Source organism: Rubrobacter taiwanensis, from assembly GCF_004337705.1.
Taxonomy (GTDB): Bacteria; Actinomycetota; Rubrobacteria; order Rubrobacterales; family Rubrobacteraceae; genus Rubrobacter_C; species Rubrobacter_C taiwanensis.
Genome location: NZ_SKBU01000025.1, coordinates 13,808 through 28,576, shown reverse-complemented (window position 1 = coordinate 28,576; position 14,769 = coordinate 13,808). Strand labels below are relative to the sequence as shown.

General features: G+C 65.0%; 13 protein-coding genes. All 13 read left to right on the top strand.

What is annotated here, in order from left to right:
• Window positions 1-2 precede the first annotated feature (2 nt).
• Window positions 3-2,000, top strand: coding sequence for an O-antigen ligase family protein (locus E0L93_RS12860; RefSeq protein WP_243638230.1), 1,998 nt, complete (start codon window positions 3-5; stop codon window positions 1,998-2,000).
• A 144-nt stretch (window positions 2,001-2,144) separates the two neighbouring features.
• Window positions 2,145-2,960: a YveK family protein gene (locus E0L93_RS12855; RefSeq protein ID WP_165874364.1), complete on the top strand. Its 816-nt coding sequence runs from the start codon at window positions 2,145-2,147 to the stop codon at window positions 2,958-2,960.
• Window positions 2,953-3,663, top strand: a complete 711-nt coding sequence (locus E0L93_RS12850; RefSeq protein WP_132692483.1) for a CpsD/CapB family tyrosine-protein kinase — start codon at window positions 2,953-2,955, stop codon at window positions 3,661-3,663. The genes E0L93_RS12855 and E0L93_RS12850 overlap by 8 nt, the downstream gene beginning before the upstream one ends.
• Before the next feature lie 37 nt (window positions 3,664-3,700).
• Window positions 3,701-4,699, top strand: coding sequence for a sulfotransferase (locus E0L93_RS12845; RefSeq protein WP_132692482.1), 999 nt, complete (start codon window positions 3,701-3,703; stop codon window positions 4,697-4,699).
• 93 nt (window positions 4,700-4,792) lie between these two features.
• Complete coding sequence (locus tag E0L93_RS12840) at window positions 4,793-6,028, top strand: MATE family efflux transporter (RefSeq protein ID WP_132692481.1); 1,236 nt, start codon at window positions 4,793-4,795, stop codon at window positions 6,026-6,028.
• Window positions 6,025-7,053, top strand: coding sequence for a phosphotransferase (locus E0L93_RS12835; RefSeq protein WP_132692480.1), 1,029 nt, complete (start codon window positions 6,025-6,027; stop codon window positions 7,051-7,053). Before E0L93_RS12840 ends, E0L93_RS12835 begins: the two co-directional genes overlap by 4 nt.
• A gap of 142 nt (window positions 7,054-7,195) precedes the next feature.
• Window positions 7,196-8,632, top strand: coding sequence for an O-antigen ligase family protein (locus E0L93_RS12830; protein ID WP_132692479.1), 1,437 nt, complete (start codon window positions 7,196-7,198; stop codon window positions 8,630-8,632).
• The gene (locus tag E0L93_RS12825; protein WP_132692478.1) at window positions 8,571-9,743 is read left to right on the top strand and encodes a glycosyltransferase; all 1,173 of its coding nucleotides are present in this window, start codon (window positions 8,571-8,573) and stop codon (window positions 9,741-9,743) included. Before E0L93_RS12830 ends, E0L93_RS12825 begins: the two co-directional genes overlap by 62 nt.
• A 197-nt stretch (window positions 9,744-9,940) precedes the next feature.
• On the top strand, window positions 9,941-10,711 hold the full coding sequence (locus E0L93_RS12820) for a WecB/TagA/CpsF family glycosyltransferase (RefSeq protein ID WP_132692499.1): 771 nt from the start codon (window positions 9,941-9,943) through the stop codon (window positions 10,709-10,711).
• A complete protein-coding gene (locus E0L93_RS12815) occupies window positions 10,708-11,685 on the top strand; it encodes a sulfotransferase family protein (protein ID WP_132692477.1) in 978 nt (325 codons plus the stop codon). Before E0L93_RS12820 ends, E0L93_RS12815 begins: the two co-directional genes overlap by 4 nt.
• Entirely contained in the window at window positions 11,686-12,735 is a 1,050-nt protein-coding gene (gmd, locus tag E0L93_RS12810) for a GDP-mannose 4,6-dehydratase (protein WP_132692476.1), read from the top strand.
• Complete coding sequence (fcl, locus tag E0L93_RS12805; RefSeq protein ID WP_132692475.1) at window positions 12,732-13,766, top strand: GDP-L-fucose synthase; 1,035 nt, start codon at window positions 12,732-12,734, stop codon at window positions 13,764-13,766. The genes gmd and fcl overlap by 4 nt, the downstream gene beginning before the upstream one ends.
• Window positions 13,763-14,725 carry a sulfotransferase family protein gene (locus E0L93_RS12800; RefSeq protein ID WP_132692474.1) on the top strand — a complete coding sequence of 321 codons (963 nt, stop codon included), beginning with the start codon at window positions 13,763-13,765 and terminating at the stop codon, window positions 14,723-14,725. The genes fcl and E0L93_RS12800 overlap by 4 nt, the downstream gene beginning before the upstream one ends.
• Window positions 14,726-14,769: the final 44 nt, after the last annotated feature.

Here is a 14,769-nt window from a genome sequence, read left to right as displayed (position 1 = left end):
CCTTGGGAGAATACCTGTCGAAGCGCTCCACGAAATGGCTCTCGGGTGACGGCGAGAGGTTCTTCCCCACTCTGGCCCTGATCTGCGTCGTACTTCTCGCCACCTGGATGGGCAGTGCGAACGGCGGCTACTTCACGGGCGAGTGGGCGCCGGCTGCTCTCATACTGGCCGTCCTCGTATCGTTCGTGTCGGTCGTGGGCTTCTTCGTGAGCGCCAGGCTCGGCTGGAGTATGCTCGCCCTCGGCCTGCTCGCCGCGTACACAGCGTGGACCTTCGCCTCCATACTGTGGTCTCCGAACCGGGGAGATGCGTGGCTCGGAGCAGGACAGACGCTCCTCTACCTGCTCGTTTTCTGGTCGGCGGTGGCGCTGGTGGCGCTGGGAGCTTCGCGCCGGTGGGCGCTGGCCGCCTCGGCACTGGGGCCCGCAGGAATAGCGGCGTTGACCTTGCAGAACCTCGGCCCGCAGATCGAGCACCTGTTCGAGGACAACCGGCTTGTAGGGACCGTCGGCTACTACAATGGGGAGGCCGCCTTTCTGCTGGTCTCCTTCTGGGTCGCCATCTACCTGGGCGGCTCGCGCAGGCTCAACCCGGTTCTCCGGGCCGCGGTGCTCGCGGGAGCCGTTCTGAGCGCCAACCTCGCCGTCCTGACCCAGTCGCGGGGAGCGATGGTGGCGCTTGCCGTCTCGCTGCCGGTGTTCTTCCTGCTCTCCGGCCAGCGGCTCCGGGGAATGATGGCTCTGACGCCGGTAGCCCTCGCGCTGGTCGCCGCCTTCCCCCACCTCAATGCGGTCTACCTGGAGTTCCTCAACGAAGGGAACCCGGAGGCGGCCCTGGATCTGGCCCTGCCGGCCGTGTGGCTCGGCGCATTGGGAGCGGGGATTTACGGGTTGGCCTGGGGGCTTATAGACCAGCAGTGGCAGCCGCCGAAGATCCTCGCACGCGCCGTCGGGACCCTTGCACTCGCCGGTGTGCTGGTCATCCTGGCCGCCGGCACCGCTACCTTGAACGAGCGCACCGGCGGGCTGGAGACCTTCGCCCAGCAGAAGTGGGAAGACTTCAAGGCCGGCGGCACCTCCGGGCAGGAACAGAGCCGCTACCTGAGCGCCTCCGGCACGGGCCGCTACGTGCTCTGGCAGGTGGCCTGGCAGAACTTCGCCGCGCATCCCGTGGCGGGAACGGGCACGCACAACTACGAGGCGAAGTACTACCAGTTGCGCGAGCGGCCCACCGGGACCGTCCGCCAGCCGCACATGCTGCAGCTCGAGATACTGAGCGAGCGCGGCATTATCGGGGGAGCGCTCTTCTTCGGGTTTCTGGCGGTCTGTCTGAGTGCGGGTTTCCGGGACAGGTTCAGGAGCCTCCAGACCGAAGGCAAGGCTCAAGTGGGCGCGCTGGCCGCCGCGGTAGCCTACTGGTTCGTCCATTCCGGCGCGGAGTGGTTCTGGCAGATGCCGGCCGTGACACTGCCCGCCTTCGTCTACCTGGCCCTGCTGGCCTCGACCTGGCGCAGGCACAGGATCTCACCGGAGTCCTTCCGGTGGCCGCTGTGCGCCGGGGGTCTCGCCGTGGCGGCGCTGGCGCTGACAGCCACAGTACCGCTCTACGCGGCCGACCGCTATCTTATGCAGAGCTATACGACAACAGATCCGGAGGCGGCGCTGGCCTTCGCAGAGCGGGCTCAGGAGTTCAACCCCTTCGATCCCCGGCTGGCTCAGCGGGAGGCCGAGCTGGCTATGGAGAGCGGGGACTGGAAGCGCGCGGAGAGCGCCTACATGCGGGCGATCCGGCTGAACCCCGAGCACTACGAGCCGCGCATGCTGCTGGCCGCGTTCTACGAGCGGCGGGGAGATCCGGAACTAGCCCTGCGCTACTACCGGCAGGCGGCGGCCCTCAACCCGCTCGATAGAGAGCTCCCGCAGAGGGTGGCCTACCTCCAAGGCGCGGTCAAGCAGCTGGACGGGATCACCGGAGCGGCCGAAAATATGCCGGGTGGCTGATGCACCCGGATTACCCTCCGCCTACCATCCCGGAAGACACAAACAGAGGCGCGGTCCGAACGAGAGCATTTTCAAACAGGTCCGAGAAACGAGGCGGATTCTCACGGCGGAGCGGATCTCGCCGTTAGGACGAGAGGTTTTGATGTGAGCAACCTGAGACTTAATGGCAGAAGGCTCGATGCCCGGTTTGATCCCCGAGCGGTCCCCTACGAGCTGCCCGAGGAGCCTTACGGTGAGCAGCCCGCTTTCTACCAAGGCTACGATCCCGTACAGATAATCCGGCGCCGGTTCTGGATCATCGTGCTGGTCCCCCTCTTGGTGGCCGGGCTCGCCGCCGCCTTCAGTTACACCCAAACACCGGTATACGAAGCTTCTATAAAGCTGCTAATCGAGCAGGGACCGGCAAGCGACGGTGCCGCCGCGCCCAGCAACCTCAGAGACGGAGTGCAGGGCGTCCAGGAGTTTACGGCGACCATGGCGGAGGCGATTAACACCCGCCCCGTGGCGGAAGGCGTAGTCCGGGAGCTGAATTTGCCGTGGCCTCCCGAGGCCGTTCAGGCCGGCCTGAGCGTACAACCCGTCGAAGGCACCCAGTTCATCCTCCTCTCTTACCGGGACTCCGATCCCGAGCGAGCTCAGCGGATAGCCAACGCTTACGGCGAGGTGTTCTCGGAGCAGATCTCCTCCGAGCTGAGCCCGGGCATCTACCCGGTGGTCGCCACGGTCTGGGAGCGGGCGGTTATGCCGTACTCGCCAATAAGCCCCAACATACCGCGCAATGTTCTTCTTGGGCTGGCAATGGGCCTGATGCTCGGCGTGGGTCTGGCATTCCTGCTGGACTACCTGGACGACGACTGGAAGTCGCGGGAAGAGGTGGAGCAGGTCTCCGGAGTCGCCGTTTTCGGCGCTATACCACCGTTCAAGATCCCCAGGGGAAGAAGGAAGAGGAAGGATGGCTGAAGTGGCGCACCCTCAGACCGAAATGCAGGACAAGGGAGAGGGAACGAATCTCGAAAACCTCTCGGGAGAGCTGGTAACCGTCTTCGAGCCCGACGGCGCCGCATCGGAGGCCTACCGCACCGTGCGCACCAACCTCCTCTACACCTTCGTGGACAGTCCCCCGAGGGTGGTCGTGGTTACCAGCCCCGGCTCGGCAGAGGGCAAGAGCACGACCTGCGCCAACCTCGGCGTGGCGCTGGCCCAGGCGGGCAAGAGAACCCTCATCATAGACTGCGACCTGCGCCGGCCCGTGATGCACAAGATCTTCGGGCTGAGCGGCAAGAAAGGGATAGTGAGCCTCCTGGCCGGCGAAAGCAGTCTGCACGAAGTCTGCCAGGAACCGCTACCGGGCTTGAAGGTACTGAGCGCCGGCACCAGGCCACCGAACCCGGCAGAGCTTCTGGGATCTCAGCGGCTGGCAGACTTTCTGGCCGGCGCTCAGGAAGAGTTCGACTATGTGCTGATCGACTCGCCGCCGGTGCGGCTGGTCTCGGACTCCATCGTCCTAGCCTCGCAGGGAGACGGCGTGCTGCTGGTTCTGGACGCTCAGAAGACCCGCAAAGGCGACCTGCGGCGTACCGTGCGCAGCCTGAAGGCGGTCGGAGCCGTCATCCTCGGCACGGTTATGAACAACGTCAAGGACAGCGGGGATAACCTGTATTAAGGCCCCCTGTGCGGGTAAATCAGAAGGTAGAGGGGACATGGGAGAGAGGACTCTTGAGGAGTTAAGCCCTTGCGTTCACGATAGCCACAGGGTCAAAGTTCTGTATATCGCCGGGTGGGGCAGGAGCGGCAGCACTATTCTGGGCAGGATCCTGGGACAGGTTGAAGGCTTCTCCCCGGTCGGCGAGCTGCGGTACATCTGGGAAAGAGGCGTTATCGAGGACCGGCTCTGCAGTTGCGGTGCGCTTTTTAGCGGCTGTCCCGTGTGGCAGGAGATCCTGGCCCGAACCTTCGGGAGCACCGGCAACGTCGACGCAGAGAGGCTCGCCGCAACCGCCGAGCGCGGACTCCGCACCCGGCACCTGGTTCTCTGGCCCGGCCAGAGACCGCTTCAAGCCAGGTTAGCCCGCCTGGGAGAGTACCTGAAGACCTTGGGGAGGCTGTACAGGAGCGTGCAGGAGGTGACCGGAAGCCGGGTGATCGTCGATACCTCGAAGTTCCCTTCGTACGCCTACCTGCTCCAGCACACGCCGGGCATCGAGCTCTACGTCCTCCACCTCGTGAGAGATCCCCGCGCGGTAGCTTACTCTTGGGAGACCCGGCGGAAGCACCGCGGAGAAGGTAGTGACGGCTTCATGACCCCCCACGGCTCCGTTGAGAGCTCGCTGGTGTGGAGCGAGTGGAACCTGGCCATAGAAAGCGTCTGGAAGCGCCGCCGGAAACGCTACATGCTGCTGCGCTACGAGGACTTCGTCGAGGCTCCGCAGAGCTCCTTGAGGGACATCCTGCGTTTTGCGGGCGAAGGGACCGCAGAGCTCTTCTTCGAAGACGAACGGAGGGCGTCGCTGGAGACGTCCCACATCTTCTCCGGGAACCCCGACCGCTTTCTGAGCGGCACCGTAACCATTAAACGCGACGACGGCTGGAAGCGGGATATGAAGGCTGCCAAACAGGCTATGGTCACCTCTCTCACCTGGCCCGGTCTGATCCATTACGGTTACTCGCTCCGGCCGCAACGCGACCTGTTGCGGCGATGACGCTCCCGAAGAATTACAGAGACTCTCTCACCACAACCGGAAAGCGGTGAAGCCATTAAAAGACGCTGGCTGAAAAAAGGGCTCTGGGCCGGGATGGACCAGGGGTTCTTCGCCGCCTCCAACTTCGCCGTGAACATTCTCCTGGCCCGCTGGCTCACGCCTTACGAGTACGGCGCGTTCGGTTTGGCCTTCGCCATCTTCCTGTTCGTCGGATGCGTACACCAGGCGACTCTTCTGGAACCGATGCTGGTCTTCGGTCCGGGGAAGTACAAGGAGCGCCTGCCGGAGTACCTAGGGGCTCTGGTCTACGGCCACTTCGCCCTTGTCGCTCTGGGGAGCATCGCCCTGCTGCTGGCCGGGCTGGGCTTTGCGCTGTGGGGCTCGACGGTGCTCTCCGCAACCCTGCTGGCTCTGGCGCTCACCGAGCCCTTCATCCTCCTCCTCTGGCTCATGCGCCGGGCGTGCTACGCGCGCTTCGAACCGCATCTAGCGGCCTCGGGCAGCGCCTGGTACATGGCGCTGATGCTCGCGGGCGCCTACGCTCTGTACCGGAGCGGCTGGCTCTCGGCGGTCTCCGCCCTCGGCGTGATGGGGATCAGCAGCCTGGCGGTCAGCATCTGGCTCGCTGTGCGCCTGCGCGTGAAGCTCCCGCCCCTGCGGGGCGGCGATCTGCTCCGCAGCTCCCTTCGGGAGCACTGGAGCTACGGCAGGTGGTCGGTGCCGAATAATGCCCTCAACTGGGTTCCCCAGAACATATTTTACGTAGTCCTTCCCCTCTATGGCGGGCTTGCGGCCGGCGCCTCCTTCAGGGCGCTGATGAACCTGATCCGGCCCGTGCTGCAGTTCGGCTGGGCTCTCTCGAACCTTCTCCTGCCGGCCCTCGTCCGGGCCAGAGACAGGGGTCACGACGCGTTCGGCTCCCGGGTACGCTCGGCCCTGATTCTCTACACGCTCGGGCTGTCGTCTTACTGGCTGCTGCTGGGAGCCTTCCACGAACCGCTGGTCACCTGGCTGTACGCAGGGCGGTACACGGAGTATGCCGGCCTGCTCTGGCTGCTGGGACTCTCCGTAGTGTTCGCCGGGGTAAAGCTGGTCGTAGGCTACTCCGTCAGGGCTCTGGAACGCCCCGACTGGCTGCTTCTCTCCTACGCGATCCCCGCGATAGCGGCGGCAACCCTGGGGACGGGCCTAATCTTCCTCTGGGGCGTCGCCGGTGCGGCGATAGGGCTCCTGGCATCCCAGATTCTCACGGCCGTGCTGGTGGCCGTCTTCTACCGGCGGCTGCGGTCCTCCCGGAAGCTGAGCGTCTCGCCGGAGCCGGGCCGGTGAGCATGGATTGGTCCTCCTTCTTCCCGCCCGGGACGCCGGTGCTGGCGCTGCCCGACTGGAGAAACCCGCGGCTGTATCTGCCCGCGCAGCGCCCCCTCCAGCGCTGGGAACAGAGCTCGCTCTACCCTGCCTCCCGGCCGGAGGCCCGGCTCTACCGGCTCCTGCTCCGGCTCGGGGCTGCCGCGAGGTTAAAAGAGGTGCGCACGGCCGCTGCGAGCGGCTGGCCGCTGGGAGAGTTCGTCCGGGGAACGCTGCCCCGACCGGCCTCCGTGGTCGTTCTGATGGGTACGCCCGGTCCGGCTCAGAAGATCACAGCGCAATTGCGTGACGGAAAAGGCCGGGTGCTGGGCTACCTGAAGTACGCCGGGACGGAGGCCGCTCGCAGGCGGTTGAGGCAGGAATGGCGCGTGCTATCCAACCTTCCCGGGGATATCGGGCCGGAACCGGTGAAGCTCGGTCCGCTGGGAGATGGTCTGGCCCTGCTGCAAAGCGCCGTGGGGGGCAGAGCCCTGCCCGCCGCTCTGCCCCCGCCGGAAGGCTCGACCCGCCTGCTGGACTCGCTCGTCCTCTCCCCTCCCATGCCTCTGGACGAACACCCGTGGGTATGTCGCATGCGCGGGTCCGGGCCGACCGAACCGGAGCCCTGGCTCCGAACCCTGGCCGAAAGGGAGTGGCCGGTCGTCATCCAGCACGGTGACTTCGCCCCGTGGAACCTGCTCAGGGGCACCGGCGGCGCGCTGCGGGCGATCGACTGGGAGTATGGCGCGCTGGAGGGGTTCCCATACCTGGATCTGGCCTTCTACATCCTCCAGACCTCGGCTCTCATCTACCGCCGGGCCCCTCTGGATGCGGCGCGCTACGCGGTAGAGCACCTCTCCGGGCAGCCGGATCTCGCGCTGAGCAGATCAGAGGCCCTGGCCCTGACCCGCCTCGCGGCTTATGACGCCTACCTGAAATCCGCAGAGGACGGACACGCTCCCGACACCAGGCTGCAAGCCTGGCGGCGGTCTGTCTGGAGGGGTTAGAGGTCGGTTCTGGACCTGAAAATAGGCTGCCTGGCCGATGTGCCGGGTGCTCCCGCTTCCTAAGATCACTCCGTAGAAACAACGCGGAAGCCGGCGTACCGGAAGGACACAAACATTGCTCTCGAACCTGACCGACGACATCGTGACCCTGGCTCTGCTGGTGTCGATGGTCCTGCTCTTCGGGCTGCCCGGCATCTTCCTGGTCGTGTGGAGGGCCACCCGCCCGCCGTTCGGGATCGCGTCCTTCCGTTGGCTGTACGTGGCGTGGGCCTGCCTGCTGGTGGCCGCCTCGGTGTGGAGTATCTCCCGGGTTCCGCGCTATTCGGTGGACCAGATGGGAACGGATAACCTGGTGCGCCTGGCCTTCCTGGCTCTCGGCGTATTCCTGATCCTGGCTCTCAGCTCCAGATACAGGTTCGCCCTGTCCTCGGAGCTGGGGGCGGGCGCACTGGGGGTGTTCTTCCTCTTCTCTCTCTGGGCAACGGCCACGACCTTATGGTCGGTATCGCCCGCCGGCACGCTCTACAAATCGGTCGAATACGGCGCGATGCTGGTGCTCATCGCTCTGGCAGCGTCGCTGATAAACCTGTCGCTGGAAGACCCGCACAAACGCTCAATGGCATTGAAGAAACTCTTCGACTTCAACTGGCTCCTCTTGTTCTTGCTGACAGCCAGCGTCTATCTGGGCATCCTCCTCTGGCCCGAGTACGCAATCATGCGAGACTACAGGAGCACGACGGGAATCCTGGGCTTCTCGATCCAGGGCGTCCTCCCGGGGATATCGGCGAACGGAGTGGGTCAGCTCGGGGCCCTCATGGGAGTCGTGGCGTTTGCGAGGCTCCTGCTCGGGTCGGGCTCCAGGCTGCTCTACGTACCGATCTTCGTCCTGTCCCTGATCACGATGGTGATCACCCAGAGCCGCTCGCCGATACTGGCCTTCGCAGTGGGCGTCATGGCCGTTCTCATCGTGAGCCGCCGGTTCGCGCTTCTGGCCGCGGCGGGCGCCCTGCTGGGCGCGGTCATGGCCACGCAGTACAGTGAGCTGGCGTACGAGTTCATGAGAAGGGGACAGAGCGACGAAAGCATCACCAACCTCACGGGGAGAGCCACGTACTGGGAGGTGAGCCTTCAGGCCGTGCAGGAGAGGCTGCTGGAGGGATATGGAGCTTATGCAGGAGGGAGGTACGTTCTAGCTTCGGCCTTGGGAGACAGCGTCTCCACCGTGCACAGCCTCTGGATAGAGATCCTGCTGGACACGGGGCTGGTAGGCCTCACTCTCTTCTCCACAGCTCTGGCCGTAACGTGGTTCTGGCTGTTTAAGCTCCGTTCACATGCCATGAGGACCCCGACCAACCGCCTGCTCTGGTTCGAGTGCCTGGGCGTGATGGCCGTGCTGAGCGTGCGCTCCGTGTTCTCCGTGTCCACGTTCGCATGGTCCTGGTACGTTGTCTTCTTCGGTGTAGTCCTTGTCTTTATCGGCGTTATGAGGAGGCAAATTGTCAAGCCGGAGTACGCCGGTGCTCTTCTTGCACAACCATTACCGGCAGCCCGGCGGCGAGGACCAGGTATTCGCCGCTGAGGGCGAGCTTCTGGAGGCGCGCGGCCACCGCGTGTCGCGATACGTCATGCACAACGACCGGGCAGCTAAGATGAGCCGGGCCGGCCTGCTCCGGACTACGATCTGGAACGGAGCGGTCTACCGGGAGCTGCGGGCTTTGATCCGCCGCGAACGGCCCCAGGTGGCCCACTTCCACAACACCTTCCCGCTCATCTCTCCCGCGGCTTACTACGCCGCGCGGGCGGAGGGGGTGCCGGTCGTCCAGACCCTGCACAATTACCGCCTGCTCTGCACCAACGCCCTCTTCTTTCGCGAGGGAAGAGTGTGTGAGGACTGCCTGGGCCGCAAGGCTACCTGGCCGGGGGTAGCGCATGCCTGCTACCGGGAGAGCAGGGCGTCGAGCGCAGCGGTCGCCGCAATGCTGGCCTCCCACCGCGCCGCAGGCACGTGGTCCCGGGCGGTAGATATGTACGTTGCCCTTACCGGGTTCGCCCGGCAGAAGTTCGTCCAGGGAGGGCTGCCGGCGGAGAAGATCGCGACCAAGCCCAACTTCATCGAACCCGACCCCGGAACGGGAGACGGGAGAGGTGGGTACGCCCTCTTCGTCGGCCGCCTCTCGCGGGAGAAGGGCGTGGAGACGATGCTCGCGGCCTGGGAGCGGCTCCGGACGAGGGTGCCCCTCAAGATCGTAGGAGACGGGCCGCTGGCAGCCCGTGTAGCGGAAGTCGCCGGACGGTTTCGGGAGGTAGCGTGGCTGGGCAGGCAGCCCAAAGACCGGGTGCTCGATCTGATGAAAGAGGCCCGGGCCCTGATCTTCCCCTCGGTGTGGTACGAGGGGTTCCCCATGGTAATCGCGGAGGCTTACGCCGTCGGGCTCCCGGTTGTCGCCAGCGACCTGGGCAGCATGTCCTCGCTGATCGACCACGGCCGAACCGGCCTCCGCTTCAGGCCCGGCGACCCGGAAGACCTGGCCGTTCAGATAGAGCGCATCTCGAAGCGTCCGGAGGAACTGGCCCGGATGCGCCGGGAGGCCAGGGCCGAGTTCGAAGCCAACTACACCGCAGAGCGTAACTACGAGATGCTGCTGGAGATCTACCAGGCGGCCGCCGGCCAGGCAGAAGCGCGAACCTGAAATGTGCCGGTTGGCCGATGTGTCCTTCCCGCCGCCTTTCTAACATCCGACTGAGAGCGTGATGTTATCCCCGGGCTTGCTGGGAGCAGTCTATGGCGGAACGGATACTGGAAAACGGGAAGGGTGATCTTGCCGAACGCACCCCGGCGGGTTCTAAAGGCGAGAGCGAGGCCTTAGCTTCGCGAAGCGTGCTCGGGATGCGCGTGGATGCCACCTCTTACGAGGATGCCTCCCGCCGGGTGGTAAGGTGGGCGAAGGAGGGAAGGTCCGCTTACGTGTGCGTCTCGACCGTGCACATGTGCATGGAGACGTTCGACTGCGCGGAGTTCCGGAAGACGGTAAACGGCGCGGATCTGGTCACCCCGGACGGGCAGCCCCTGGTCTGGGCGCTGCGGAGCCTGGGGGTGGGCGACGCAACCCAGGTGCGGGGGGCCGACCTGATCACCTGCGTAATAGAGCGGGCAGAGCGCGAGCGCGTGCCGATCGGCCTGTACGGCGGAACACCGGAGCTGCTGGACACCTTCGACCGCAAGCTGCGGTCGCGCTACCCTCGCCTCCGGGTGGCCTGCCGGATCGCGCCGCCGTTCCGGCCGCTGACTCCCGGAGAAGACGAAGCGGTGACCCGGGAGATCGCGGCCTCGGGAGCGCGCATCCTGTTCGTGGGCATAGGATGCCCCAAGCAGGAGCGGTGGATGGCCGCCCACAAGGGACGCATCCCCGCGGTCATGCTCGGGGTCGGAGCGGCCTTCGACTTTCACACGGGCCGGGTGCGCCAGGCGCCGCGCTGGATGCAGCGGGCGGGTCTGGAGTGGGCGTTCAGGCTGGCGATGGACCCCCGGCGGCTGTGGAAGCGCTATGCCAAACACAACCCAAGGTTCGTAGCCCTGTTCCTGCTCCAGTTGCTGGGCCTGCGACACCCGGTTGCTCATCCGCCACAGACCGGGTGTCCGAACGGAGCGGCCCGATGACGCTGCCCAACTTCTTCATAATCGGGGCGCAGAAGGCCGGGACTACCTCCCTCTATCACTATCTGGCGCAGCACCCGGACATCTACATGAGCCCCGTCAAAGAGCCGGGCTTCTTCAATTACGAGATTACCCCCGGCGGCGAGGTCATCCCCGGGGAGTTCGGCGACCCGCATCACCGCAGAGCTCCGAGATTCTCCAACCTCGATGAGTACCGGGCTCTCTTTCGGGGAGCCACCGGCGAGGCGGCCATAGGCGAGGCATCTCCCCTGTACATCTACGTCCCCGGAACCGCCCGGCGCATAAAGAGGTACGTGCCGGAGGCGAAGATAGTAGCTCTTTTGCGCAATCCGGCCGACAGGGCCTACTCGGCCTTCCTGAACGCCGTCCGGTACGGAGGAGAGCCGCTCACCGACTTCGCCCGGGCGCTCCGGGAAGAGGAGGAGCGGATACGGAACGACTGGCACTACGTCTTCCACTACCGCAGCCGGGGGTTCTACCACGCCCAGCTCGAACGCTATTACGAGCTATTCGGCCGGGAGAGGGTGGGCGTCTGGCTCTACGAGGAGCTGAGAAGCGACCCCGTCGGCGTAACCCGGAGCGTACTCCGCTTTCTCGGGGTGGGCGACTCGTTCGTGCCGGATACCTCTCTAAAGCACAATCCGTCCGCCCTGCCCGGTGGCAGGGTCTCCCGCGCCGCGATCAGAGCGATGGACAGGATGGCCTCAACCTTCCTGGAGAACTTCACGGCGAACTCCAGAGTCTATCCCCTCGCCTCCAGGATGCGCCAGCGCATCCAGAGCCGGCTCCTCGCCCGGCCGCCGCGCCTCGATCCGGCGATCCGCAGCGAACTGCTTGAGGGGTACCGGGAGGAGATCCTGAGGCTTCAAAACCTCATAGGACGAGATCTCTCGGTCTGGCTGGAGGACGAGTCCCGGCCGGATACCGCGCATCAAGCCGCCTACAAGGGAGTTTGAATGACCAAGAGAGCGCTCATCACGGGCATAACAGGCCAGGACGGCTCTTATCTGGCGGAGCTGCTTCTGAGCAAGGGCTATGAGGTGCATGGCATAGTCCGCCGGGCCTCGGTGTTCAACACAGACAGGATAGACCACCTCTACCGGGACCCCCACGACCCCGAGGCTCGCATGTTCCTTCACTACGGAGATCTCGCCGACGGCGCGGGTCTCCGGCGGGTTCTGCAGCGGGTAATGCCCGAAGAGGTATATAACCTGGGCGCCCAGTCGCACGTGAAGGTCTCCTTCGAGCAGCCCGAGTACACGGCCGACGCCGACGCCCTGGGAACGCTCAGGCTCCTTGAGGCTATCCGGGACACGCAAGAGGCCTCGGGCCAGACCATAAAGTTCTACCAGGCCGGAACCTCGGAGATGTTCGGAGCCGCCCCGCCTCCCCAGTCGGAATCAACACCCTTCTACCCGAGGAGCCCCTATGCCGCAGCCAAGGTATATGCCTACTGGGCAACCGTGAACTACCGGGAAGCCTACGGCCTTTTCGCCGCCAACGGGATACTCTTCAACCACGAGTCCGAGAGGCGCGGCGAAACGTTCGTCACGCGCAAGATCACCCGCGCAGCGACCCGCATAAAGCTAGGCCTCCAGGAGAAGCTCTACCTCGGCAACCTCGATGCCCGGCGCGACTGGGGACACGCCGAAGACTACGTCGAGGCCATGTGGCTGATGCTTCAGAGAGACGAGCCGGAAGACTTCGTCATAGCCACGGGCAAGAGCTACACCGTCCGGGAGTTCGCGGAGAAGGTCTTCTCTTACCTGGACCTCGAATGGGAACGGCACGTCGAGATAGACCCCCGCTACTTCCGCCCCACGGAGGTCGAGGCGCTGCAGGGCGACTCCCTCAAGGCCAGAGAGAAGCTGGGCTGGGAGCCGCGGGTAGACATCGACGAGCTGGTCAGGAGGATGGTGGAGTGCGACCTCGAGCTGGCGCGCCAGGAGAAGACCCTGACCGAGGCCGGACACATAGTCGCGTTCAGAGGTGCGGCGGCGCTGTGAACCGGGGGAGCAGGATCTACGTCGCCGGACACCGGGGCCTCGTCGGCTCGGCGATCTTGCGGCGGCTGCGCGCGGCAGGTTACGAGAACCTTGTGACCCGTAGCCGGGATGAACTCGACCTCACGGACGCCCGGGAGGTGGACGGGTTCTTCGCGTCGGAGAGACCCGAGTACGTCTTTCTCGCGGCGGCCAGAGTCGGAGGCATTCTGGCCAACAGCACCTATCCGGCGGATTTCCTGCGGGACAACCTGGCCATAGAGCTCAACACGATAGAAGCCGCATACCGGCACGGCGCGAGGAAGCTCCTGTTCCTGGGCAGCTCCTGCATCTACCCCAAGTTCGCACCCCAGCCCATAAAGGAAGAATACCTCCTCACCGGCCCCCTGGAACCCACGAACGAACCATACGCCGTGGCCAAGATAGCCGGGATCAAGCTCTGCCAGGCCTACCGCCGGCAGCACGGCGCGGACTTCATAAGCGCCATGCCGACCAACCTCTACGGCCCGGGGGACGACTTCGACCTTGAGACCAGCCACGTGCTGCCGGCCCTGATCCGAAAGTTCCACGAGGCAAAGGTGCGGGATGCACCGAGCGTAACCGTCTGGGGGACCGGCACTCCTCGCCGGGAGTTCCTGCACGTTGACGACCTGGCAGACGCCTGCGTCTACCTGATGGAGGTCTACTCCGGCAACGAGCCCGTGAACGTCGGGGTCGGCAAAGACATAAGCATCCGGGAGCTCGCGGAGCTGGTCTGTGAGGTGGTCGGTTACGAAGGCGAGATCGCCTACGATACCACCAGACCCGACGGGACCCCGCGCAAGCTGCTGGACGTGAGCAAGCTCCGCAGCCTGGGATGGGAGGCGAGCATCCCCCTGAGGGAAGGCCTGGAGCGTACCTACGCCTGGTTCCTCGAGACGAAACCGGCGGGCTCCCCGCCGCTCCGGACGAACCAGGCCACCCGGCGGATGCGCAGGAGCATCCCGGACGCTAGCCTCAGGATAAACCCGACCAATAGAAGGAACAGGAAATGAGCCATAGCACGAGCGACAGACGGGCCGCGACCGTCGGCACCCCGGTAAAGACACCCAACTTCCTCGTCATAGGCGCAGCGAAGTGCGGAACGACCTCGCTCTACCACTACCTGAACCAGCACCCGGAAATCTACATGAGTCCCAGGAAGCACACGCGGTTCTTCGCCTTCGAGGTTGAAGAGCCGGGCTTCCGCGGGCCGGGTCCCAGAAAACCGGCCGTCCCCTACGCCATCACCGACACCGGAGCCTACCACGCGCTGTTCGGGGGAGCCACGAACGAAACGGCCGTCGGGGAAGCTTCTCACTCCTACCTCTACCAGGCGCGGGCCGCCCGGCGCATAAAGGAGTATGCGCCGGACATGAAGCTTATCGCCATACTCCGCAACCCGGCCGACAGAGCCTACTCGCACTACAGGCAGATGATCCGGGACGGCCGCGAGCCGATCCCCGACTTCTCGCGGGCGCTCGAAGCGGAAGGGGAGCGTATCCGCGAGAACTGGTGGCCGGACTTCCACTACGTGCAGATAGGACTCTACCACGCTCAGCTGAAAAGGTACTTCGACCTGTTCGAGCGGGACCAGATCCGGGTGTACCTCTACGAAGAGCTCAACTCCGATCCTTCCGGCGTGCTGCAGGACACCTTTCGATTCCTGGGCGTAGATGACACGTTCGTTCCGGAAGCAACCGTGAGGTACAACGCATCCGGGGTGCCAAAGAGCAGGAGCCTGCACCTGCTCCTTCAAGAGTTGAGGCGGCTGCGGCCCGTCGTCGAACGGCATCTCTCCCGGACCTGGTATCAGCAGCTGCTGCGCCTCGGCAGCGCGCTTCACAACCGGAACCTCACCAGGCCCGGCCTCGCGCCGGAGATGCGCCGCCGGGTGATAGATGTGTATTTCCGCGAAGACATTCTGAACCTTCAAGAACTCCTGAGGCGAGATCTCTCGGCCTGGCTGCGGTGACGGCCGGCTAACATGTGCCATCCGGCCCATGCACCGAGATCTTC